Source organism: Phytohabitans maris, assembly GCF_031085175.1.
Lineage (GTDB): Bacteria > Actinomycetota > Actinomycetes > Mycobacteriales > Micromonosporaceae > Phytohabitans > Phytohabitans maris.
In genome coordinates this window covers 55,213-77,837 of the sequence record NZ_JAVHUY010000044.1, presented here as the reverse complement: position 1 = coordinate 77,837, position 22,625 = coordinate 55,213, and the positions used below count along the sequence as shown (strand labels likewise).

Annotated in this window: 17 protein-coding genes; 7 read left to right on the top strand and 10 right to left on the bottom strand. The window is 72.8% G+C overall.

Annotated elements, in window-relative coordinates; all coding sequences use genetic code 11:
* The first annotated feature begins 21 nt into the window (after positions 1-21).
* From RB614_RS34460 to RB614_RS34435, 6 genes are read left to right on the top strand one after another with little or no spacing between them, the layout of a single operon-like run.
* Positions 22-1,158 (top strand): DegT/DnrJ/EryC1/StrS family aminotransferase, encoded by a 1,137-nt coding sequence (locus tag RB614_RS34460; protein WP_308716894.1) that lies wholly within the window; start codon positions 22-24, stop codon positions 1,156-1,158.
* Positions 1,155-1,829, top strand: a complete 675-nt coding sequence (locus tag RB614_RS34455; protein ID WP_308716893.1) for an acetyltransferase — start codon at positions 1,155-1,157, stop codon at positions 1,827-1,829. The genes RB614_RS34460 and RB614_RS34455 overlap by 4 nt, the downstream gene beginning before the upstream one ends.
* The gene (locus tag RB614_RS34450; protein WP_308716892.1) at positions 1,826-2,920 is read left to right on the top strand and encodes a DegT/DnrJ/EryC1/StrS family aminotransferase; all 1,095 of its coding nucleotides are present in this window, start codon (positions 1,826-1,828) and stop codon (positions 2,918-2,920) included. Before RB614_RS34455 ends, RB614_RS34450 begins: the two co-directional genes overlap by 4 nt.
* A gap of 12 nt (positions 2,921-2,932) precedes the next feature.
* Positions 2,933-4,180 carry an MFS transporter gene (locus tag RB614_RS34445; RefSeq protein WP_308716891.1) on the top strand — a complete coding sequence of 416 codons (1,248 nt, stop codon included), beginning with the start codon at positions 2,933-2,935 and terminating at the stop codon, positions 4,178-4,180.
* Positions 4,177-5,193, top strand: a complete 1,017-nt coding sequence (locus RB614_RS34440) for a TolB family protein (protein WP_308716890.1) — start codon at positions 4,177-4,179, stop codon at positions 5,191-5,193. Before RB614_RS34445 ends, RB614_RS34440 begins: the two co-directional genes overlap by 4 nt.
* Positions 5,194-5,224: 31 nt before the next feature.
* The gene (locus tag RB614_RS34435; RefSeq protein WP_308716889.1) at positions 5,225-6,457 is read left to right on the top strand and encodes a glycosyltransferase family 4 protein; all 1,233 of its coding nucleotides are present in this window, start codon (positions 5,225-5,227) and stop codon (positions 6,455-6,457) included.
* A 183-nt stretch (positions 6,458-6,640) separates the two neighbouring features.
* Here the strand turns inward: RB614_RS34435 and RB614_RS34430 are convergent, their stop codons facing one another.
* The 6 genes from RB614_RS34430 to RB614_RS34405 all read right to left on the bottom strand — a co-directional run bounded on the left by RB614_RS34430 (position 6,641) and on the right by RB614_RS34405 (position 16,300).
* Positions 6,641-8,116: a lipopolysaccharide biosynthesis protein gene (locus RB614_RS34430; RefSeq protein WP_308716888.1), complete on the bottom strand. Its 1,476-nt coding sequence runs from the start codon at positions 8,114-8,116 to the stop codon at positions 6,641-6,643.
* Positions 8,113-12,006, bottom strand: a complete 3,894-nt coding sequence (locus tag RB614_RS34425) for a DUF4082 domain-containing protein (protein ID WP_308716887.1) — start codon at positions 12,004-12,006, stop codon at positions 8,113-8,115. Before RB614_RS34425 ends, RB614_RS34430 begins: the two co-directional genes overlap by 4 nt.
* Before the next feature lie 468 nt (positions 12,007-12,474).
* Positions 12,475-13,134 carry a class I SAM-dependent methyltransferase gene (locus RB614_RS34420; protein WP_308716886.1) on the bottom strand — a complete coding sequence of 220 codons (660 nt, stop codon included), beginning with the start codon at positions 13,132-13,134 and terminating at the stop codon, positions 12,475-12,477.
* A gap of 78 nt (positions 13,135-13,212) precedes the next feature.
* Positions 13,213-14,262: an LCP family protein gene (locus RB614_RS34415; protein WP_308716885.1), complete on the bottom strand. Its 1,050-nt coding sequence runs from the start codon at positions 14,260-14,262 to the stop codon at positions 13,213-13,215.
* A 74-nt stretch (positions 14,263-14,336) separates the two neighbouring features.
* Positions 14,337-15,482 carry a glycosyltransferase gene (locus RB614_RS34410; RefSeq protein ID WP_308716884.1) on the bottom strand — a complete coding sequence of 382 codons (1,146 nt, stop codon included), beginning with the start codon at positions 15,480-15,482 and terminating at the stop codon, positions 14,337-14,339.
* A gap of 83 nt (positions 15,483-15,565) precedes the next feature.
* Positions 15,566-16,300 carry a polysaccharide deacetylase family protein gene (locus tag RB614_RS34405; protein WP_308716883.1) on the bottom strand — a complete coding sequence of 245 codons (735 nt, stop codon included), beginning with the start codon at positions 16,298-16,300 and terminating at the stop codon, positions 15,566-15,568.
* A 124-nt stretch (positions 16,301-16,424) separates the two neighbouring features.
* Here RB614_RS34405 and RB614_RS34400 point away from each other — a divergent pair, with 124 nt between their 5' ends.
* The gene (locus RB614_RS34400) at positions 16,425-18,158 is read left to right on the top strand and encodes an asparagine synthase-related protein (RefSeq protein ID WP_308716882.1); all 1,734 of its coding nucleotides are present in this window, start codon (positions 16,425-16,427) and stop codon (positions 18,156-18,158) included.
* A gap of 35 nt (positions 18,159-18,193) precedes the next feature.
* On the opposite strand, the gene RB614_RS34395 is transcribed toward RB614_RS34400, so the two are convergent.
* From RB614_RS34395 to RB614_RS34380, 4 genes are all read right to left on the bottom strand, one after another.
* Entirely contained in the window at positions 18,194-19,168 is a 975-nt protein-coding gene (locus RB614_RS34395) for a glycosyltransferase family 2 protein (RefSeq protein ID WP_308716881.1), read from the bottom strand.
* A complete protein-coding gene (locus RB614_RS34390) occupies positions 19,165-19,986 on the bottom strand; it encodes a glycosyltransferase family 2 protein (RefSeq protein ID WP_308716880.1) in 822 nt (273 codons plus the stop codon). Before RB614_RS34390 ends, RB614_RS34395 begins: the two co-directional genes overlap by 4 nt.
* On the bottom strand, positions 19,983-21,323 hold the full coding sequence (locus RB614_RS34385; protein WP_308716879.1) for a glycosyltransferase family 4 protein: 1,341 nt from the start codon (positions 21,321-21,323) through the stop codon (positions 19,983-19,985). The genes RB614_RS34390 and RB614_RS34385 overlap by 4 nt, the downstream gene beginning before the upstream one ends.
* 210 nt (positions 21,324-21,533) lie before the next feature.
* Positions 21,534-22,586, bottom strand: a complete 1,053-nt coding sequence (locus tag RB614_RS34380; RefSeq protein WP_308716878.1) for a glycosyltransferase family 4 protein — start codon at positions 22,584-22,586, stop codon at positions 21,534-21,536.
* Positions 22,587-22,625: the final 39 nt, after the last annotated feature.

The following is a 22,625-nucleotide window of genomic DNA, read 5'->3' as shown; positions in this document are numbered from 1 at the left end:
GAGCGGCAAGCGAGGACGGGCATGAGCGAGCGCAGGATCCCGGTCATGATCCCGATGCTGGGCGAGGAGGAGGCGCAGGCGGCGGCCGAGGCGGTCCGCTCCGGCTGGGTCGCCCAGGGGCCGCGGGTGGCCGAGTTCGAGCGCCAGTTCGCCACGCTCGCCGGCGCCGGGCACGGCGTAGCGGTCAGCTCCTGCACGACCGCGCTGCACCTCGCGCTCGTGCTGCTGGAGGTCGGCCCCGGCGACGAGGTGATCGTCCCGTCGCTGTCGTTCATCGCGACCGCCAACGCCGTGCGGTACGTCGGCGCCACCCCGGTCTTCGCCGATGTCGACCTCGCCACCGGCAACCTGACGGTGGAGACCGTCGAGGCCGTACGCACGCCGCGCACCCGGGCGATCATCGCGGTGCACCAGGGCGGCGTGCCGTTCGACGTGGTGGTGCTGCGGAGCGCGGCCGAGTCGTGGGGTGTGGCGCTGGTCGAAGACGCGGCCTGCGCGGCCGGCTCGACGGCGTACGGCAAGCCGGTCGGCGCCGGCGCGACGGTGGCCGCGTGGTCGTTCCACCCGCGCAAGGTGATCACCACCGGCGAGGGCGGCATGCTCACGGTCGACGACCGCGACTGGGCGGCCCGGCTGCGCCGGCTGCGCGAGCACGGCATGAACGTCTCCGCCGCCGACCGCCACGCCAGCGCCCAGCCGGTGCTCGAGGCCTACCTGGAGACCGCCTACAACTACCGCATGACCGACATCCAGGCCGCGGTCGGCCTGGTGCAGCTGGGCCGGCTGGCCGGGCTCGTCGCGCAGCGGCGCGAGCTGGCGGCGCGATACCAGGAGCTGCTCGCCGACATCGACGGCCTCGTACCGGTCCGCGACCCGGCCTACGGCGAGACCAACTACCAGTCGTTCTGGGTGCTGCTGGAGTCGTTCCCGGTCGGGCGCGACGCGGTCCTGGCCGAGCTGGCCGCGGCCGGCGTCTCGGCGCGGCGCGGCATCATGGCCGCCCACCTCGAGCCGGCGTACGCGGAGGTCACCCCGGCGCCGCTGCCGGTGACCGAGCGCCTCACCCGCGACTCGCTGATCCTGCCCCTGCACCACGCGCTCACCGAAGGCGACCAGGACCACGTCGTCGGCGTGCTGCGCAAGCTGGCCAGCTCGTGAGAGACCTGGTCATCGTCGGAGCCGGTGGGTTCGCCCGGGAGACCGCGGCGGCCGTCCGGGCGGTCAACGAGGTACGCCCGGCCTGGCGGCTGCGCGGCTTCCTCGACGACGACCCGGCCCTGCACGGCACCGAGCGCTCCGGCGTACCGATCCTCGGCGGCGTCGACCACCTCGCCGAGCTGCCCGGCGCCGCGGTGCTGGTCTGCATCGGCAACCCGCGCCACTACGGCACCCGCGAGCGGGTGGTGGGCCGGCTCGGGCTGGCGGCCGACCGGTACGCGACGCTCGTCCACCCCACCGCCCAGATCGGTGCGGGCAGCCTGGTCGGGCCGGGCACGGTGCTGCTGGCCGGCGTGGTGCTCACCGCCGACGTCACGGTCGGCGCGCACGTCGCGGTCATGCCGCAGGCCGTGCTGACCCACGACGACGTGGTCGGCGACTTCGCCACGATCGCGTCCGGCGCCCGGCTCGGCGGCAGCGCGGCGCTGGAGCGCGGCTCGTACCTCGGCGCCGGTGCCCTCGTCCGCGAGGGTGTCAGGATCGGCGCCCGCTCGCTCGTCGGGATGGGCTCGGTCGTCCTCACCGACGTGCCGCCCGGCGAGGTCTGGGTCGGCAACCCGGCCCGCAAGCTACGTTCGACCGCCGACTCGCTGACAGGAGCCACGTCATGATCCCTCTGGTCGATCTCGCGGCCGCACACGCCGAGGTGGCCGAGGAGGTCGAGGCCGGCTTCAAGCGGATCATCGCGGGCACCGCGTTCATCGGCGGGGCCGAGGTCGCGGCGTTCGAGCAGGAGTACGCGGCGTTCAGCGGCCTGCCGCACTGCGTCGGCGCGGCCAACGGCACCGACGCACTGGAGCTCGCCCTCCGCGCGGTGGGCGTCGGACCGGGCAGCGAGGTGATCCTGCCGGCCAACACGTTCATCGCGACCGCCGAGGCGGTGGCCCGCGCCGGCGGCCAGGTGGTGCTCGTCGACTGCGACCCGCAGACCTACCTGATCGACGTGGACGCCGCGCTCGCCGCCGTCACGCCGGCCACCCGCGCGATCGTGCCGGTGCACCTGTACGGCCAGCTGGCCCCGGTCGAACTGCTCCGCGCCGGGCTCGCCGGGCGGGACGTGTCCATCGTGGAGGACGCGGCGCAGTGCCAGGGCGCGACCCGGCACGGGCGCGGGGCCGGGGCCGATGGCATCGCGGCCACCAGCTTCTACCCGGGTAAGAACCTCGGCGCGTACGGCGACGCGGGCGCGGTCGTCACCGCCGACGCCGACCTGGCCACGGCGGTCCGCACGATCGCCAACCACGGCGGGCTCAAGAAGTACGCGCACGACGTCATCGGCGTCAACAGCCGGCTCGACGGCCTCCAGGCGGTCGTGCTGCGCGCCAAGCTGACCCGCCTCGCCCGCTGGAACGAGGCCCGCCGCGCGGCCGCCGCCCGCTACGACGCGCTGCTGGACGGGCTCGACCTGGTACGCCCGACCACGCTCGACGGCAACGAGCACGTGTGGCACATCTACTGCGTGCGCGTACCCCGCCGCGACGAGGTGCTGGCCAAGCTCAACGCGGCCGGGATCAGCGCCGGCATCCACTACCCGGTGCCGGTGCACCGCACGGGCGCGTTCGCCGGGCTGGGCCTCGGCGAGGGCGCGTTCCCGCACGCCGAGCGGGCCGCCGGCGAGATCCTCTCGCTCCCCATCTACCCGCAGATCACCCCCGACCAGCAGGCCGCCGTCGTCCGCGAGCTGGCCGCCGCCCTGGGGTAAGGTGCCTGACCCGTGTACGTGACATTGCGCGACAAGCCGGCCGGCGACGCCCCGCTGGCCGGCCGCGCGGTTGCCCAGCGGGTCTCCTCCACGGTCATCCTGCTCGGCGTCGTCAGCCTCCTCACCGACGTCTCGTCCGAGATGGTCGCGTCGATCATGCCGCTCTACCTGACCGCGGTGGTCGGCCTCAGTCCCGCGGCGTACGGCTTCTGGGACGGCATCTACCAGGGCGTGAGCGCGGTCGTCCGGATCGCCGGCGGGTTCGCCGCAGACCGCCGCGAGCACCCGAAGCTGGTGGCCGTCCTCGGGTACGGGGTCTCCGCGCTCAGCCGGATCGCGATGCTGCCCGCGCAGGGCTTCGCCGCGATCACGGCGGTCACCACGGCCGACCGGCTCGGCAAGGGGCTGCGCACCGCGCCCCGCGACGCGCTCATCGCCGCCTCGTCGCGGCCGGAGTCGCTGGGCCGCTCGTTCGGGGTGCACCGGGCGCTGGACACGTTCGGGGCGGCGCTCGGCCCGCTGGTCGCGTTCGCTCTGCTGTGGACGGTGCCGGGCAGCTACGACTCGGTGTTCGTGGTGTCGTTCGGCTTCGCGACCGCCGGCCTCGCCGTACTCCTGCTCCTCGTCCCCAACCTGCGCACCGCGGCGGGCAAGGCCCGCGTGGGGCTGCGCCGGGTGGCCCGCGAGATCAGCGGGCGGAAGCTGCGGCGGCCACTCCTCGCGGCCGGCCTGCTGGGCCTGCTGACCGTGGGCGACGGGTTCATCTACCTGTCGCTGCAGGACCGCGACGACTTCGCCGCGCTCTACTTCCCGCTGCTCTACATCGGCACCAACGTGGTGTACCTCGCGCTGGCCGTGCCGTTCGGCCGCCTCGCCGACCGGCTGGGGCGCGCGCGGGTGCTGATCGCCGGCCACGTCGCGCTGGTCGCCGGCTACGTGCTCGCCGCCCGCCCCTCCGGCGGCCTCGCCTCGACCCTCGCGGTGCTGGGGCTGCTCGGCACGTTCTACGCGGCGACCGACGGCGTGCTGCCCGCGCTGATCAGCCGGCTGGTGCCGGCCGAGACCCGGGGCAGCGGCATCGCGGCCGCGCAGACGGTGGTGGCGCTCGCCCGCTTCGCGGCCTCGCTCGGCTTCGGCGTACTCTGGCAGGTCGTCGGCCGCGGCACCGCGCTCCTGCTGGTCGCGGCCGCGCTCGCCGCCGCCATCCCGGCCGCCGCCTGGCTGTTGCGCGGCGTCTCCGGAAAGGTTGCCTCGGCGTGATCTCCAGGTCGCGGATCTACGCGCTCGTCGCCATCGTCGTCGTGGTCGTTCTCGGCGCTTCCGGGTACGTGCTGTACGCGCGCCACTCCCAGGCCGAGGCGCGCGAGGACGCCCCACCGGTACCGGTGCGCGACGACCTCACCGCGCTGCGGTCCGCGCCGCACCTGGTCTTCCGCAGCACCGCCCTCGGGCAGGGGTACGGGCAGGTGGCGGTCGTGCCGCTGAGCAGCCCCGACGGCCCGCGCGCGATCACACCGGCCTCCTGCGACCGGGTGTACGCCACCGCCGTCGACGCGATCTGCCTGAGCGCCGAGCGCGGCCTCGTCACCACGTACAAGGCGGCGCTGCTCGACGCGGAGTGGGCGCCCTCGCACGACCTGCCGCTCGCCGGCATCCCCAGCCGCGCCCGGCTCTCCCGGGACGGCTCGCTGGCGGCCACGACGGCGTTCGTCTTCGGCGACTCGTACGCCTCGCCCGGCCAGTTCTCCACCCGTACCGTGGTGTCCCGCACGGACGGCACGGTGGTCGGCGACATCGAGCAGTTCGACCTCGTCGTCGACGGCAAGGTCGTCAACCCCCGCGACAAGAACCTCTGGGGCGTCACCTTCGCCGACAACGACCGCTTCTACGCCACCGCGGCCTCCGGCGGGAAGACCTGGCTGGTCGAGGGGAGCCTGTCGGCCAAGAAGGTGACCACGATCCGCGAAGACGTGGAGTGCCCGTCGCTCTCCCCGGACGGCACGCGGGTCGCGTTCAAGAAGCACGGCGACCTGCCCGCGGGCAAGTGGCGGCTGGCCGTGTACGACCTGCGCAGCGGCAAGGAGAGCCTGCTCGCCGAGGAGCGCAGCGTCGACGACCAGGCCGTCTGGCTCGACGACAAGACGGTCCTCTACGGCCTGCCGCGCGAGGGGGCGGACACGGCCACGAGCGACGTGTGGAGCGTACCGGCCGACGGCACGGGCGCGGCGAAGCTGCTGATCCACGACGCGTGGTCCCCCGCGGTCGTGCGATGACCCTTTCCGTCGGTCTACTGTGGAGCGTCCAGTGAGGATCCTGGTCTACCCGCACGGCATGCACGTCGGTGGCAGCCAGCTCAACGCGATCGAGCTGGCCGCGGCCGTCCGCGACCTGGGCCACGAGGTGGCCGTCATCGGCGAGCCCGGCCCGCTGGTCGACCGGGTCACCGCGATGGGCATGGAGCACCTGCCGATCAGCGACCGCCGGCGCCGCCCTTCGCCGGGCGTGACCGCGAAGCTGCGACGCCTGATCCGCGCCCGCGGCCTCGACGTCGTGCACGGCTACGAGTGGCCGCCCGCCCTGGAGGCCAACGCCGCCGTCTACCCCGGTGGCCGCGCCGCCGCCGTGGCCACGGTGATGTCGATGGCGGTGGCGCCGTTCCTGCCCGCCTCGATGCACCTGGTGGTCGGCACGGCCGCGCTCCAGCGGCACACCGCCGCCCGCCGGCCCGGCCCGGTGCACCTGATCGAGCCGCCGGTCGACGTCGTCCAGAACGCGCCCGGGCACCCCACGGCCGACTTCCGCGCGGAGTTCGGCCTCGACCCGGGGTACGTGGACATCGTCGCGGTCACCCGCCTCTCGCCGCAGCTCAAGCTGGAGGGCATCCTCACCGCGATCGACACGGTCGGCGAGCTGGCCCAGCACGTGGCGGTACGGCTCGTGGTCGTCGGTGACGGCGTGGCCCGCGAGACCGTCGAGGCCCGCGCGGCGGCCGCCAACACCCGCGCCGGGCGGCGCGCCGTCGTGCTCACCGGCGAGCTGCTCGACCCCCGGCCGGCGTACGCCGCCGCCGACATCATGCTCGGCATGGGCGGCTCGGCGCTGCGCGCGCTCGCGTTCGGCAAACCGCTGGTGGTACAGGGCGAGGAGGGCTTCTGGCGGCTGCTGACGCCGGAGAGCGTCGACCTCTTCCTGGAGCAGGGCTGGTACGGCGTAGGCCAGGTGGACGACCTCGGCACGGTGCTGCGCCGCCTGCTGGCCGACCCCGGCGAGCGCGCGAAGCTCGGCACGTACGGCCGCGAACTCGTCGTCGAGCGCTTCAGCCTCCAGCGCGCCGCCCGCCTACAGGTGGAGATCTACGAGCAGGCGCTGGCCGTGAAGCAGGGCGCCGGAGCGCGCACCCGCGACGGCCTGCGGTCGCTGGCCGGCCTGGCGGCCCACAAGACCCGCCGCCGGTACGAGTCGCTGCGCAAGAGCGCCGCCCGCGACGACTTCAACGCCCCGACGCTGGCCGCCGCCTCCATCAAGCCCGGCTCATAGCTCCACACCGGACAGCTCGCCCCGCCACGGCCGCCGGGATGAGCACCAGCGGTACCGGAAGTACGTTATGGCGGCCCCATAAGGTATCTGGAGTACCGCTGGTCGCAGACCCGGCCCTCGATCGATGAACTTGAACCTGACCGTCCTGTGAGCGCCCGACGCATCGAGGCGGGACCGGACGGGTCAGGCGGGGGCCGGGACCGGGGCGGGTTCGGCCGTGGCCTCGTCGGCGGCGGCGCCGATGCGGCGGAGGGTGCCGATCAGGTGGCGCAGGCGGTAGAGCAGCGCGCCCATCCCGGCCACGCCAACCAGGCCGGCCACCGCGAGCGCCAGCAGGTCGACGGTGATCAGGTGGCTGGTCAGGGCGACCACACCGCCGACCGCGGCGGCGCCCAGGACCGGCAGGGCCAGCCGCCGGCCGAGCGCGCCGGCGGCGATGCCGCTGCGGCGTAGCTCGTACAGGTAGATGGGGAGCACGACCACCAGGGCGACCGCCAGCTGGGCCGCGCCGGCGCCCTGGAGGTCGGCGATGGCGGCGCCGGCGACCAGGGCCGGGATGAGCGCGATCAGCCAGGCCAGCTGCGCCGTCAGCACCACGCGGCTGCTGGCCAGGACCACGAAGTAGTCGTAGACGAGCTCGAAGAGGATGCGCACCGCGGCGACCAGCGCCAGCCACGGCAGGATCGTGGCGGCGGGCTCCCAGACCGTCCCGTACACCAGGCGGATGAGCGGCTCCGCGGCGGCGGCCAGTACGACGCAGGCCGGAAGCGTGGCGGCGGCCAGGAGGCCGGCGGTGGAGAGGAACGTGGTGCGCATGGCCGGCTTGTCGCCCTGGAGGCGGGCGAGCGCGGCCGGGGCGACCGCGCGGACCGGCTGGGAGAAGATGTTGATCGGCCAGCCGGCGAGGTTGGCGGCCAGCACGTAGTAGCCGAGGGCGACCGGGCCCAGGGCCGCGCCGACCAGGATGCGGTCGACGTTGTTGACGGCGAAGACGATGATGCTCGACCCGGCGAGCGGCAGGCCGAAGCGCATCAGCGCCTTGGCCTTCTCGCGGTTGAGGCCGAAGCGCATGGCCTGCGGCGCGAACGCGATGAACAGCACCGCGCCGGCCAGCGCGCCGGTGAGCCGGCCCACTGCCAGGCTCATCGCACCCATGCCGGTGAACGCGCAGGTGATCGAGGTCAGCGAGCCGAGCCAGTGGGTGGTCTGGTCGACGATCGTCTTGCGACCCTGCCGGAACTCCCGCTGGAGCATCGCCGCGGGCGTGGCGACCAGGCCGTCGATGATGACGCTGAGGCAGAGCAGGCGGACCACGCCGGTGGCGTCCGGCTCGCCCATGGCGCTGGCGAAGTACGGGGCGCCGACGAAGCATCCGATGTAGACGATGACGCTGGAGATGACGGAGATCGTGAGTACGGTGGGCGCGATCTGTCTCGGGTCGCCCGGCCACCGTACGATCGCGAGGCTCACGCCCAGCTCGTTGAAGCTCAGCACGGCCAGCAGCGCGACGGTGGCCACGGCGAACGTGCCGAACTCCTCCGGGCCGAGCAGCCGCGCGATCGCGATGCCGATCGCGAGCGTGCTCAGCCGCCCGAGGGCGGTGGAGGCGAAGCTCCAGCCGAGCGCCTTGCCCGCGCGGCCGAACAGCGAATCGCTCACCGAAGAACTCCCCAGTTCAAGACCGTCCGGCCGGGCCCCGCGAGAGACCCGGCCGGATCCGTGCTCCCGGTCAGCTGGTGGAACACTACGTCCACCCAGTAGTTGTGGCCGGAGCCGTTGCTCGGATAGACCTGGCCGGCACCGTACTGGTAGACCCCACCATAGGCGAGGACGTGCAGTGGTGGCCGGTCGAAGTCCACCCCGCCGAACTGGTTGACCGTCACCGCGTAGTGGCCCGTGGTCGTGTGGTACGAGACCACGTAGCTCGTGCCCGCCGTGATGCTCACCGGCGTGGTGAGCGTGGCCGTCTGCCAGCCGGAGCCCGACTCGCTGGTGAAGACCGCCGTGCCCAGCACCTGCCCGCTGGTCGACCAGATCGTGCCCACGTGCGTCCCGGTGTTGCCCGCGCCCTTGTAGAACCGGATCGCGGTCACCTGCCCGTTGACGTCCGACCGGAACTTGGCACCGACCTCGATCGAGTCGTTGTCGTTCCAGGAGGCCGACTGCGGAGTGTCCGCCGCCGTGAAGATGGTGGTGCCGGTCGGCCACTGCGTCTCCGTCGGGGACGGCGACGGCGACGGCGACGGGCTGCCGCTCCCCGATGGGCTGGGCGTCGGCGTCGGGTCGCCGCCGCCACTACCCGGGATGAACATCGGCTCGACCCAGTAGTTGCTGGAGTTGTACGAGTCCTGCGGGAACGCCGGCGTCGACGTGTAGTTGTAGACACCGTTGTTGCCGCTCGGCGCGGTCATCTGGCCATGCGAGTACGTCGAGGTGAAGAAGTTGCCCGACGCCGCGTAGTGGCCGCTCGGCGCGTGGTACGACGCCACGTACGTGGTGCCGGCCGTCACGTTGACCGGGCTGGAGAAGCGCGCGGTCTGCCAGCCGTTGCCACCCTCGTTGGTGAACGTCACCCGGGCGAGCTGGCCGCCGCCGCTGCTCCACAGCGTGCCGACGTGCGTACCCGAGTTGCCGCCGCCCTTGTAGAACCGGATGCCGACGACCTGCCCGTTGACCTGTGGGGTGAACTTCACACCCAGCTCGACCGGGTTGCTGTCGTTGACGCTCGGGTCGTTCGGCACCGCGCTCTCCTCGAAGAGCCGCTGCACCGACGGGTCGAGCGCGGTCGTGAACGACCAGGTGCGCGGCGAGTCCATCGCGTTGCCGGCGGTGTCGGCGGCCGAGACGGCCACCGTGTACACGGTCTCGGACGCCAGGTTGGCGGACGGGGTGAACGTCGCGGTCTTGCTGGCGGAGTCGTAGCTGACCGAGCCGGGGGCCGAGACGTTGGCCGGGTTCTTCACGGTGAACTGCAGCGACGAGGTGTTGATCGCCTCCGAGAAGACCGCCTGCGGCTTCACGTTCACCGCGATGTCGGTGGAGTCGGCCAGCGGCACCGCGGTGAGTACGGTCGGCGCGGCCGCGTTGCTCGGCGTGAACGTCACGTCCACCCAGTAGTTGGTGTCCTTGTAGCTGCCGCCGGGGAAGCCGGCGCCCTCCTTGAAGACACCGTTGCCATCCGCCGACGAGGAGCGGAGCGCCCGCAGCGGGAACGCCTTGACGTCCTCGATCGTGAACGCGCCCTGGTCCGCCGAGTACCGGCCCTGCGGGGCGAAGTACGAGGCGATGTAGGTGGTGTTGGCGAACACCGGCACCGGGTTGGCGAAGGTGACCTTCTGCCAGCCGGTCGTGGTCTCGTTGGAGAACGTGGCGGTCGCCAGCCGCGAGCCGCCCTCGCTCCACAGGCTGCCGGTGTGGGTACCGCCGTTGCCGGTGCCCTTGTAGAACCGGATGCCGGTGATGTAGCCGTCGGTGTCCGGCTTGAACCGCACGCCCAGCTCCATGCCGTTCGTGTCGGTCACCGCGGCCGTCTCGGGCGTACGCGCGCCGAAGATCGTGCTCGGTCCGGTCAGGTTGATGGTGCGGGTGACCGGGTTGCCGATGTTGGCCGTGTCGTCGATCGACCGGACCATGATCGCCTGGGTGCCCGCGCCGGTGGTGTAGAAGGAGTACGACCAGGAGGTGGTACCCGTGGCCGGGTGCCAGCTCTCGCCGCCGTCGGTGGAGACCTCGACGCCCGCGACCACGCCGCCGACGTCCGCCGCCGTACCGGTGACGGTCACCTGGTTGCCGTTGACCAGCGAGGCGTTCGCGGCCGGCGAGGCGATCGCGACGGTCGGCTTGGTCGAGTCGCCGGACGCGGTCGGCATCGTCTTGCCGGACATCAGGGTGCCGGGGAAGGCGCCCATGTCGGCGAGCAGGTTGAGCGTGGCCTGCTGCATGGCCGGGTCGACCGGCTCGACGGTGCCGTCGTGGTACTCGTCGAGGCCCCACGCCCACTGGATCGTGCCGGCGGAGAAGACCAGCGCGCCGCTGGCCGCCCGGTACATGGTGACGTGGTGCGTGGTCGTGCCGGGCGTGACCGTGTTGCCGAAGTCGCGCAGGAGCTCGGGCGTCTCACCGACGGTCGTGGAGAGCCGGATCAGGCCCGGCGGCCGGTGACCGTTGTCGAGGTCCTCGTCGGACTCGTACCCGACGGTGTGCGGCGCGAGCGTGGCGACCTGGGTGCCGCTGAGGCCGGCGACGCTGGTGTTGCGCCAGAACCGGTTCTTACCCTGCGCGGCCGGCACCTGGATGGGCAGGTCGACGTTGTTGGACATGTACGCGGTGCCGGTCAGCCCGTTTTCCGGCCGGCCGCCGTTGGACGGCGGGGTGAACCGCGGGTCACGCCACGTGCCGGTCCACTCGGTGGACGGGTCGATCTTGTCGTTGGACCAGGTCTCCTTGTAGCAGACCAGCGTCCGGTACGCCGTGTTGGTGCCGTCCTTGCTGTTCTCGTACCGGGTCTTCCAGTAGACCTCGTTGCCGCTGAAGAACGCGAGGTTGACGCCCGCGTCCCGGGCCGCCTCGACGTTCGCCCGCTGCGCGCCGGACCAGTACTCGTCGTGGCCGGTGGAGAGGAACACCTGGTGGTTCTTGATCAGGTTGCCCCGGCGGTCGGAGTCGATGCCGGTGGTGTAGCTGACGTCGTACCCGTTGCGCTCGAGGAAGCGCAGCATCGGGTACTCGTTGCTGAAGAGGAAGTCCTCGGGGTTGTTGCCCCGGGTGCCGAACGGGCGGTTGTAGCTGATCTTGTACGCCCGGCCGTTGTCGCCGCCGTGGTAGAAGTTGCTGCCGCCGTACATGTTGTAGGCGTGCCAGGTCGTGTCCGAGGTCTGGAAGAACAGGTCGGACGTGCTGGCGTCGTTGCGCACCACGAACGTGATGTGGCTGCTGTCGCCGTTGCCACCCGAGTCGGTGCGGGTCAGCTTGGCGATGAAGACGCCGGAGACCGTGGTGCTCGGCACCGTCCACTGTGCGGAGACCGCCCAGTTGCCGCAGTCGTAGATCTCGGTGGCGGGGTCGGTGATGCAGGCCGGCTGGCTCTGCGGCAGCGACACGCTCGGCGAGATACTGGTGATCTTGCGAGCACCGTCGCCGTCGTAGTAGCCGAGGCGGTAGATATCGATCTTGTACGAGGTCGCCGGGGTCTTGATCTTGAACTTGATCTGCTGCCCGACGTTCACGCTGATGTCGGTGGCGAAGCCCTGGATCGACTCCTCGCCCGCCTCCCAGATCTCCCACTCGGAGGAGGGGTTGCCCGGCTTGGAGTTTTCACAAGCGACCGGGTTGATGAGTGGGGCACACGGGTCGGCGGCCGCCATCGCCGCCGGTGCCACCACGAGCCCACCGGCGACGACACAGAGCGTCGCCGCGCCCGCGGCGAGCGTCACCCGCCGGCGCGCCCGGGTGCGCATGAGGCGGCTGCGCAGGAACGCGTCCAACGCCCTTCCCCCCGATGCGGCCACCCGCGCGGCGGTCACCGCGGCTCCCTTGAGCACGCGACTCACGCCGTCACTGCCTTGATGCCCACTATTCACAAGCGGTCGCCCCCTCAGCGCGCCCGAACCAGGTTCATTCCGTACCCCCCGATGACCAGAGATCAGCGGGGAAACGTTAGCCCCGCCGCCAGACCTGCACAATTATCGGATGCGGCCGCCAGCACGACGTGCGGCCGGGCCCCGCTCGACCGTTTGGCCATACGGCCGTGGAGGTCGAGTTGGAAACATCGATGAAACAAGAGACCATTTCCCGTACGAACTCGCCACTCGGAGACGTTTGCCCTGGTCAGAGGCGCTAGGACCAGTTTTGATACACGCCCGCGAATTCATTGCTTCGCCACTTATCAGCCACCCTCGGGACGAATTGACCTAGGGCGGTTGTCAGGTAACCGACATCACCGGAAAGAATGTACGCCAGACACGGCTCGTAATGACGGGAACACGACACGTGCTCTCCCGTCCACAATGAACGTGGCGTCAGCTCGGCAGCTTGTAGGCGATCATCGATTTGGTGAGCCCGAGGAACCGCTCCGACCGGATGGTCGACCGCGGAAAGTAGTGGCGCATCTGCGTCTTGTCGATCAACTCGGTCCACAGCACGTTTTGCATGGCCGTGGCGCGGTCCTTGGCCGGCGTGTGCGACAGCGGCCACCGGTGGGCCACGCTCGTCCGCAGCGAGGTGGGCAGGAACTGCATGCCCGGCGCCACCCAGTGCGGCTCGATCGGAAAGAACCGGTAGGGCGTCTGCACCCAGTGCGCCTCGGCCAGCGTGTGCACCGACTCGGCGAAGCGCACCCGCCGCTCGTGCCCGCCCACGTGCTCGATCACCGAGTTGGAGAAGACGAGGTCGTAGCGGCGCTTGGCGATGTGGTCGGGCAGCGCGCAGGCGTCGCCGTAGTCGAGCTCGGCCCACTCGGGCAGGTCACCGGGGAGCGGCTCCAGGTTGACCACGTGCACGTGCTTGGGGCGCACCGTCGCGCGCTCCCAGGTGTCGACGCGGCCGCCCAGGTCGATGACGGACATCTGGGCGAGGTCGGGAAACGTCTCGCTCAACCAGAGCGCCCGCTTGGCCCGGCGCCGCGCGCCCCACGAGTCCGGCGAGTCGACGAGGCGCCGGCGCAAGGAATGTAGACCCACGCTGGGAGGGTAGTGGGCGCCTCGCGCGCGGCGGCAGGCCCGATCGGATCAGCTATCCGACACCTCGGGCGGTTCGGTTCATTCCTGCGGGTTCGCGATCAGCCAATCGGTCATCTCGTCGTCGCGGACCGCCTCGTACAGGCTCTGCGACGCGTCCTCGTCGGCGAACACCACGCTCTGGTCGCCGACCCAACCGGTGTCCCGCGACGGGCTGGTCATGAACGTCATGCTGTCCGGCCGCAGCCCGCGCAGCCCCCAGACGGTGTCGAAGAGCTTCATCTGCTTGTCCAGGGTCACCGCGTCGGCCGTGCTGCGGATGAACTTGTTGAGCCGTACCGGATCGGTCAGCAGGCCCCGGTCTCCGGCCCGCTCGATGATCGCCTTCACCAGCTGCTGCTGGTGCCGCATCCGGGTGAAGTCCCCGTCCGCGAACTGGTAGCGCTGGCGCGCGTAGTCCAGTGCGGTGTCGCCGTCCATGTGCTGGTCGCCCGCGGTGAACGTGCGGTCGGAGTGGACCGAGGTGAAGTCCTCGTCCACCGCGATGTCCACGCCGTCGAGCGCGTCCACCACGTCCTTGAAGCCGGCGAAGTCGACCAGCATCACGTTGTCGACGCGCACGCCGGTCAGCTTCTCCACCGTCTGTACGAGCAGCGGGGCGCCGCCCCACGCGAAGGCCGCGTTGATTTTCGCCTTGCGCCCGCCGGACTTGCCGTCCGCGGAGCGCGGGACGTCCACCCAGGTGTCCCGCGGGATCGAGATGAACTGGGCGTCCTCCCGGCTCGCCGACACGTGCGCCAGAATGATCGTGTCGGTGCGGGAGCCGCCCACGTCCGGGTCGCGCGAGTCGCTGCCGACGATGAGGAGGTTGAGCGCCTTGCCGGCGACCTTCTCCGGCCGGCTCTCCTCGGGCACGCCCACGAAGGCGTCCACCCGTTCGATGCTGTTGTCCACGGACCGGGTGTAGAGCCACGCGGCCCCGGCGGTGCCGCCGGCGCCGAGCACGAGCGCCAGGCCGAGGATCAGCGCGACCAGGCGCCACCATCGGCGCCGCCGGCTGGTCGCGGGCGCGTCGGGGGCCGGCTCCAGGCTGTCCAGGAGCGCGGTCGCGGGTCGGGAGGGGTCGGCCATGGCGACCGAGGGTACGCGCGCGGCGTACCGGGCGAATCAGCCGAATGCGGTGTACCGGCTGGCTGACTGACGGATCAGCCGCCCGTCCCGGTGAGCCCGATGGCCCGCGCCACCCGGTCGGCCCGGTTGGCCCAGGAGTGCCCCGCCGCGAAGTCCCGCCGCGCCCTCACCCGCTCCGGCATCCGCGCCTCGGCCGCCACCTTGACCGCCGCCTCGCCGAACCCGGCCGGGTCGGTCACGATGCGGACCAGGTCGGTGTCGAGCCACCGCACGGCCGGCAGGTCGGTGCTCACCACCGGGCGGCCGGCCGCGAGGTACTCCAGCGTCTTGAGCGGAAACGAGGCGCGGTTGAAGGCATTGTCCACATAGGGCGTGAGCCCCACGTCGATCAGGCGCAGGTACGACGGGAGGTCGGCGAAGGGGCGGTGCCCCACGTACGCCACGCGCGGGTGGGCGCAGAGCCGCTCGAACTCCCGCACCGCCCACCGCTCGTCGCGCGAGCCGACCATCAGCAGCGAGCAGCCCGCCTCGACCACCGCTTCCAGCAGCCGCACGTCGATCCGGTCGGAGAGGTGGCCCACCACGCCCGCCACCGGGCCGGGCAGGTCCACGCCGGTCGGGAGCGGAGCCGAGTCGACCCCCGTGTACGCGTCCGCGCGCACCCCGCCGGGCACCACCACCGGGTCGGCGCCGAGCGCCCGCCACTTGCCGGCCAGCACCTCGGAGACCACGATCACCCGGTCGGCGCGGGACAGTGCCTCGCGCTCCTCGCGGTCGACGTCTTCCGGGGCGATCTGCATCAGGTCCGCGCCGGCCAGGTAGTCGTCGGTCGCGTAGAGCACGTCGAGCACGTCGTCGCCCCAGCGGCCGAGCAGGTCGCTGGCGGAGAAGGCGAGCACCGCCGCCGGCCGTACGCCAAGCCGCCGCAGCGCCCAGCGGATCTGCGCCCGGACCAGCGCCGGGGTGGCCAGCCGGATGCCGCGCCGGGTGTGGAAGGGCTGCGCCACCGTGGCCAGCCGGGTCACCCGCGGCCCTTCGGTGTGCAGCCGCGGCCGCAGCGAGCGCGGTGCCCCGTGGCGGTAGTCGGCGGGGGTCACCACGGAGACCGGCGGATCCACCCACAGCACCCGCGCGTACCGGGTCAGCTGCGTGGCGATGTGCCGGTCGGTGCGGGCGGTACCGGTCCAGGAGTTGACCGCGCAGACGACGATCCAGGGCACGGCGGCCCCTTGCTCGGCCGTCACTTTCCCATGCGCGGCCGTCACTCTCCCATGTTCGGCCGTCACTTTCCCTTGTTCGGCCGTCACTTGAGGAACCACGCCCACTTGGCCACCGTGCCGTGCTCCAGCGCGGCGCCGAGGCTGCGGCCGGCCAGGCCCCGCTCGGCGAAACCCTCCAGCATCAGGCTCGACAGCTTGCCCCGGTCGATCGCCGGCTCCGGACCGTCGAACGCGTTGTCCTCCGCACCCGCGTACCCGTCGTGGGCGAGGACGATCTCGCCGGCGCCGCTGCGCGCCATCACGCCCTCGGCGAGCCGCTCCTCGGACTCGTCGTCCCAGTCGCGGGGTGTGGGGCCCCAGGCGACCGGCATGAGCCCGGCCCGGCGCACCTCCAGCCAGTGCCGCGGGAGCAGTGCGCCGTACGGCGCGCGGAACCACCGCACCGGTGCGCCGGTCAGGTCTTCGAGCTCGGCCTTACCGTCCCGGATCCGGCGCCGGGCCTGCGCCAGCGGGAGCCGGGTGAGGCGGGTGTGGTCGATACCGTGCAGGGCGATCTCGTGCCCCGCGGCGGCGACCTCGCCCAGCAGCCCGGTGTGCAGCCGCGCGCGGCGGGTCAGCACGAAGAACGTGGCCGTGGCACCGAATCGGGCGAGGGCGTCCAGCACGGCCGGCGTGCCGTCCGGGTCCGGTCCGTCGTCGTACGTCAGCACGATGTCGGGGCGCGCGGTCCGGACGGCCCGCACCGTGCCCACCGGACGGGTGAGTGCGCGCGCGGCCGGGCGGACCACCTGTCGCGCGGTGGTCGAGAAGGACCTCACCGGCGACACGGTACAAGGGCGTGCGCCCTGCTCACCGGGGCGGGTGAGTCGGATATCCGTCGGTCCCCGGCCGTGGAACGCCGGTAGAGTCGGCAAGCCGGTGGGGGCTGCCCGAGGAGAGACCGTGGAGTTCAATCGCAACCTGCTCGCGGTGAGCGGGACGCCGGGAGCGGGTCCGGCCCCGGCGGCGCCCTTCGGCGGCGGCGCGTCGGTGGCGCACCGCCCGTGGGGCCGGCTCTGGATCGACGGCACACTCCCCGGCGAGCGCGGCGTCGTGGCGCTGGCGCTGGGCCCCCGCGACCACGACTTCCGCCCGGTCGACGCCGAGATCCTCGCGAGGTGGCTGCGCGCCGGCACGCCGCTGGCCCAGATGGCCGCCCCGTTCGCCGCCGTCGCCTACGACGACCAGCAGCTGATCGCCGCTACCGACCACATCGGCCTGCGCCACCTGTACGGGGTCCGCGGCGACGGCTGGGCGGCGGTCTCCACCTCCGCGCTCGAGCTGGCCCGGCTCGCCGGCGCCCCGCTCGACCGGCACGCCGTCGGCACGTACGCGGTGACCGGCTTCCACCTCGGCGAGGCGACCCCGTTCCAGGGCGTGACCAAGCTGCCCGCCGGCTCGACCTGGCGGCTGGCCGGCGGCGAGCTCACCACGACGTCCTATGTGGACACGACCGGGCCGGCCGAGGTGCCCGGCGGCGACCCGGTCGAGGCGATGGCCGCCCTGCTGCGCGGCAACGTCGAGCGGTGCCTGGACGAGCACCCCGACACGGTCTTCGAGCTCTCCGGCGGCTTCGACAGCCGGCTGGCGTTCGCCGCGCTCCCGGCCGCCCGCCGGGCCGGGGTCCGCACGCTCACCCTCTCCGCGCCGGGCCGGGCCGACCCGGTGATCGCCGGCGAGCTGGCCGCGCATTTCCGCACCGACCACCAGGTGATCGACCTGACCAAGCTCGGCGACCTCACGCCCGAGGCGGCGTACGAGCTCGTGGACGCCTCCGCGCTCCGGCACGACACGGTCGGCAACCCGGTGGCCCTGGGCGTGCTCGACTGGGTGGAGAGCCAGGTGCCGCCCGGCGTGCGGATCACCGGGCAGGGCGGCGAGATGGCCCGGGGCAGCTACCACATGGGCCAGCAGCAGCACGACGCGCCGGACACCGAGCTTGTCGACCGGTTGGCCCGCTGGTGGTTCCTCACCAACGACGCCACCGCGGCGGACGCGCTGGAGCCCGACTTCGCCGCCTCCGCCCGCGCCGACGGCGCCGCCGCCATCCGCCGCGCCTTCGCGGGGTACCACACCGACTGGCTGACCGCGATCGACGAGTTCTTCCTCCAGGAGCGGGTGCACCGCTGGGTGGGCATCAACTTCACCGGCGCCTGCCTGGACCGCACGATCGTCGGCCCGTACCTCGACCCGCGCTTCCTGGCGCTGGCCCGCTCGGTGCCGCCCACCCGCCGCAGCGGCTCCGGCTACGCCGCGCGGGTGCTGGAGCGCCTGGACCCGTGGCTGGCCAACGCCCGGCTCGCCACCGGCGTACGCCCGCGCCATCTCCCCCGCCGCTACGTGCCGAAGCAGCTCGCCGAGTACTCGGTCCGCAAGTACGCCCAGCGCGGCATGGAGAAGGTCTACCAGTTCGCCCGGGGCAAGGCCGCCACCGCCGCCGGCACCCCGGTCCTCGCCGACCTGGTCGTACGCCACTGGCGCGAGCAGCCCAAGCTGGTCGAGCCGGTCCTGCGCTCCGGCTTCGTCCGCGAGGCCTGGCTGTCCGGCCTGCTCTCCGGCGAGTTCGGCACCGACGCCGCCACGGTCGGCTTCCTGGCCAACCTCGCGGTGGTGGAACGCCAGTCGGTGCCCGCCTGAGGCTCCGATCCGTGATCGAAGCTCCCTTCAAGTCGCTAGAACGACGTGGAGGGAGCTTTGATCACAGGCGCCGGCGCCGGCGCGGGCGCGGGCCAGCCGGCCAGCCAGACCCGCCGGGCGCGCCAGACCTCGCGCCACGGGCTCTTGCGGCGCAGCAGGGCGGCCAGGCCGCCGCGCAGTCCGACGCCGGCCGCGATCAGCGTGCGTGCGGTCGCCGCGCGGGCCGGGGTCCAGCGGAGCCGCACGAACGTGCACTTGCCGCGCAGCAGCATCACGATCTTGCGGGAGCTCGTGCCGGCCGAGGCGCCGCCCAGGTGGCGCAGCCGGGCCTCGGGCACCAGCACCGGGCGGGCGCCATGCTCCCGGGCGCGGACGCAGAGGTCGATGTCCTCGCTGTACATGAAGTAGTCGGGCGTGAAGCCGTCCAGCGCGGTGAACAGGTCGCGGCGGACCAGCATCAGGCAGCCGGAGACCGCCGGCACCTCGCGGGCCGTCGTCCGGTCGTACCCGGGAAGCTCCTCGGGGTTGAAGACCGGCCCCAGGCGGCGAAAGCGGCGGCCGAGCGTGGACAGGCCCAGCGCGAACGCCAGGTACTGCCGCAGCGTGGGCAGCGCGAAGCAGGAGCGCATGTCGTCGGTGCCGTCGGCGTGCAGCGTGCGCCCCGTGTAGATGCCGTGCTCGGGATGCGCCGTCGCGTACGCGACGAGCGCGCTCACCACGTCGCCCTCCGGCTCGGTGTCCGGGTTGACCAGCAGCAGCCAGTCGCCGCGGGCGTGGCGGGCGGCGCGGTTCATGGCGCGGCCGAAGCCGACGTTCTCCGGCAGCTCCTCGACCGTCGCGGCGGGGAAGGCGCCCCGGATCGCCGCGGCCGAGCCGTCGCCGGAGGCGTTGTCGACCACGATCGTCTCGAACGTCGTACCCGGGCACGAGTCGCGCAGCGCGGACAGGGCGCGCACGGTCAGCTCGCGCGTGCGGTACGAGACCATCAGCACGCTCACGGTGGGCGTCATCCGGCGACCGCCTCCCGGGACGACTCGTCGCGCCCCCAGCCGGTGCCGCGGCGGGCACGCATCTCGGCCGCGGCGGTGACGGCCACGTAGCAGACCGCGGCCGGGAGCAGCCATGGGCGGCGCAGCGCCACGTCCCGCAGCCAGGAGGAGTTTTGCGCCGGGCGGGCGCTCGTGGAGACGGCCCGCAGGGCCCGGTTGCCGGCGCGCACCCGGGCCAGCCGGCGGACCAGGTCGCGGGTGCGGCGCGGCGCGGCGACCCGGGCGACCACCGCCGGCACCTCTCGCTTTTCGCCCGGGGCGAAGAGCGAGTCCAGGAACAGGTCGTCGGCGACCACCCCGGGGAAGCTCTCGAAGCGGGCCCGCCCCTCTTTGGAGAGCGCGATCACGCCCCGCCCGAAGAGCGCGTCGCGAAACAGCGGCAGCCGGTTGTTGATGGCGTAGTAGCCCTTGACCGGCAGCGCCGAGCCGCGGGTGACCATCCGCCGCACCGCGGTGGCCGCCAGCACGCCCGGCTCGTCGAGCGCGGTCACGAGCACCTGGATCTGGGTGCCGGTGAACGACATGTCGGCGTCGAGGTACACCCGGGGGAAGCTCGCCGCCACCGCGTCGCCGGCGTTGAGCGCGCCGGCCTTGCCCGCCTCGGCCAGCTCGACCACCCGGGTGCCGGCGTGCCCGCGGGCGACCTCGGCGGTGTCGTCGGTGCAGCCGTTGGCCACCACGGTCACGTCGAGGTCGGTGCCCCCCTCGCCGAGCGCGGCGAGGCATCGACCGACCACTTTGGACTCGTTGTGCGCGGCGATGACGACGCTCACGGTCATGGGGTGGACTCCGGACCGCTCAGCACCGGCTCGGCGTCGGCGGCCGCGTGGCGCGGCGCGGAGCTCCGCCGCGGGTTCGGTATCGCGTCCGCGACGCTCTGCCGCTGCCCGCGCCCGCGGCTGCCGCGAAAGAGGCGGTGCCACATCGCGGCGTACCGCACGCTCTGGTGCTCCCACGACAGCTCGGTGGCGAACCGGTCCAGCGCGACCTTGCCCATCGCCGCCCGCCGCTCGGGGTCGTCGAGCAGCATGTCGATCGCGACGGCGAACTCGGCGGGCGAGCCGGTCTCGACGTACACGGCGGCGTCGCCGGCGGTGCGGCGGGTCTCGACGAGGTCGACGGCGACGACCGGTACGCCCCGGCTCACGTACTCGACGCTTTTGGCCATAGTGGACAAATGGTTCATCCGGGTCGGGAGGTCCGGCTGGACGCCGACCGTGGCGGTCTGTAGCAGCGCGTCGACCTCGTCGCCGCCCAGCCACCCGGTGAACTCCACCCGGTCGGCCACGCCGCGCGCGACCGCCAACTCCTTGAGCTCGTCGAGCGTCTCGCCGTCGCCCGCGACGACCACCCGCCAGTCCTGGGCCGGGCGGCGGCGGGCCAGCTCCTGCGCCGCGTAGACCACGGCGGCGACGTTGTCCTGCTTGCCCAGCACCCCGAGGTACACGATGCGGTGCGTGCCGTCCGGCGCGGCGGCCGGCCCGGCCGGCGCGATCTCCCGGGCGGACGGGCCGTTGCGCACGACCGTCACGCTCTCCGGCGGCACCCCGCGGCGCAGCGCGTTCTCCCGGAACGACTCGTTGGTGGCGACCACCGCCGAGGCGGTGCGCAGCGTCAGCCACTCCATCGCGGTCAGCGCCCGGAACACCAGCGGGTTGGGCGCGCCGTCGCTGCGGGTGGCGTACACCTCCGGGGACAGGTCGTGGTGGTCGAAGACCCAGGGCCGGCCCAGCGCGCGGATGAAGAGCGCGAGTGGCCAGTAGACGTCCGGCGGGTTGCAGACCTGCACGGCGTGCGCCCGGCCGTGCAGCACCTCGCCGAGGAGGCGGACGGCCACGCAGAGGAACGACCAGACGAACTCGGCCGCGAACGTGAGCACGCCGGAACCGTTGAGGTAGACCGGGTACGGCTTCAGCCGGGTATTGCGGCTGCCGGGCAGCACGCGCAGGTCCGGATTGCCCCGCGGCGCGATGACCGTGACCTCGTACCCGTTCTCCTCCAGCGTCAGGCACTCCCGGATGACCCGGCGATCGCGCTCGGCCGGCAGGTTGGCGATCAGGATCGTGACGTGTCGGGGCCGGGCACGGCGCGACGGACGGGACGGATCAGCGGTCAACGCGGCTCACCTCGCGGTAAGGGCCGGCCGACGGCGAGGTGGAGGGGACGCACCTGACCTCGTCGGCAGGGAACATGTTTCGAGCGTTCGCCCGGCAAGTCTCCTGCACCGTACGCGGGCGCGCAGTTGGTTTGTCGCGTTGCTTACAGAGAACTCCCGTGGGGGTGACAGCACGCGGGCCGTTCGGTGGAGAGAGGGGGTGCGCGAGCACTATACGGCGGCCGGCCGTTCGTCTCCGACGGCTGCCTCCATGGCCTGCACAGCCTCGGCCGCGGCGCGGTCCCAGGAGAACCAGGACCGGATGTCGGCCATGCCCTGGCGGGTCTTCTCGTAGAGCGCGTCGTCGGCGAGCACCCCGGCCACGAGCCCGGCCAGCTCCGCCGGATCGTCTTTGGACAGCAGCGCGCCGTTGACGCCCGGCTTGATCATCTCGGGCATCGCGAACGCGTCCCGCCCCACGCACGGCAGGCCGCGGGCGAGCGCCTCGGCGAACACCAGGCCGAAGCCCTCGATCCGGGTCGGCAGCACGAAGAGGTCGTGGGTGTCGTAGAGCGCGGCCACCTCGCGCAGTGGCAGCGAGCCGCGAAAGTCGACGCCCTCGGGCGGCCCGCCGGCCAGCGGCCACTCGCGCGGGCCGACCATCGTCAGCGTGATGCCCGGGTCGACGTCGCGGCGCAGGATCTCCAGCGCGGCCAGTACGAGGTCGGCACCCTTGCCCTCGAAGGTGCGGCCGACGAAGAGCAGCCGGCGGCGCGGTCCCTCCGGCACCGGCGGGCGGCTGCCGGCGGCGCTGGCGTCCAGGTGCAGCCCGGGGTGGAGCACGTGCACCTTCTCCGGTGGCAGGCCGGAGTCCTCGACGAGGCTGCGCGCGAGCCAGTGGCTCATCGCGAAGACGCCGGTCACCCGCTCGTACACCCGGCGCTGGCGCTCGCGGCGGCGGCGCAGCTCGTCCAGGGAGAGCTCGCGGAAGATGGGGGCGCCCGACTCGACCAGCTTGATGAGCGCGTCGAACGTCATGTCCTGGTACACGAAGAACGGCCGGTCCAGCGGCGCCAGGTCCTGGATCTCCAGCACCGCGTCGCACCGGCCCCGGGTGGCGGCCCGCTGGATCTGGCGCCGGCAGTACGCGTCGGTCACCCGCGCCTGCTCCCACATCGTGCCCAGCCGCCCGTCCCGGTAACGCAGGTGCATGGCGGCCAGCGCGCCCCGGGTGGCCCGGTTGAGCGTCACGCCCACGTCCCGTACGTCCGCGATCCGGCGCATCGCCGCACGCAGATGCCACGGTGTGTGAGACCAGGTGGA

Excerpts from the sequence above, each read along its gene's own strand:
- RB614_RS34460 (WP_308716894.1), top strand. The coding sequence starts at position 22 with ATGAGCGAGCGCAGGATCCCGGTCATGATCCCGATGCTGGGCGAGGAG.
- RB614_RS34450 (WP_308716892.1), top strand. The coding sequence starts at position 1,826 with ATGATCCCTCTGGTCGATCTCGCGGCCGCACACGCCGAGGTGGCCGAG.
- RB614_RS34415 (WP_308716885.1), bottom strand. The coding sequence starts at position 14,262 with ATGGCCGACCCCTCCCGACCCGCGACCGCGCTCCTGGACAGCCTGGAG.
- RB614_RS34395 (WP_308716881.1), bottom strand. The coding sequence starts at position 19,168 with ATGACGCCCACCGTGAGCGTGCTGATGGTCTCGTACCGCACGCGCGAG.
- RB614_RS34390 (WP_308716880.1), bottom strand. The coding sequence starts at position 19,986 with ATGACCGTGAGCGTCGTCATCGCCGCGCACAACGAGTCCAAAGTGGTC.
- RB614_RS34380 (WP_308716878.1), bottom strand. The coding sequence starts at position 22,586 with ATGCGCCGGATCGCGGACGTACGGGACGTGGGCGTGACGCTCAACCGG.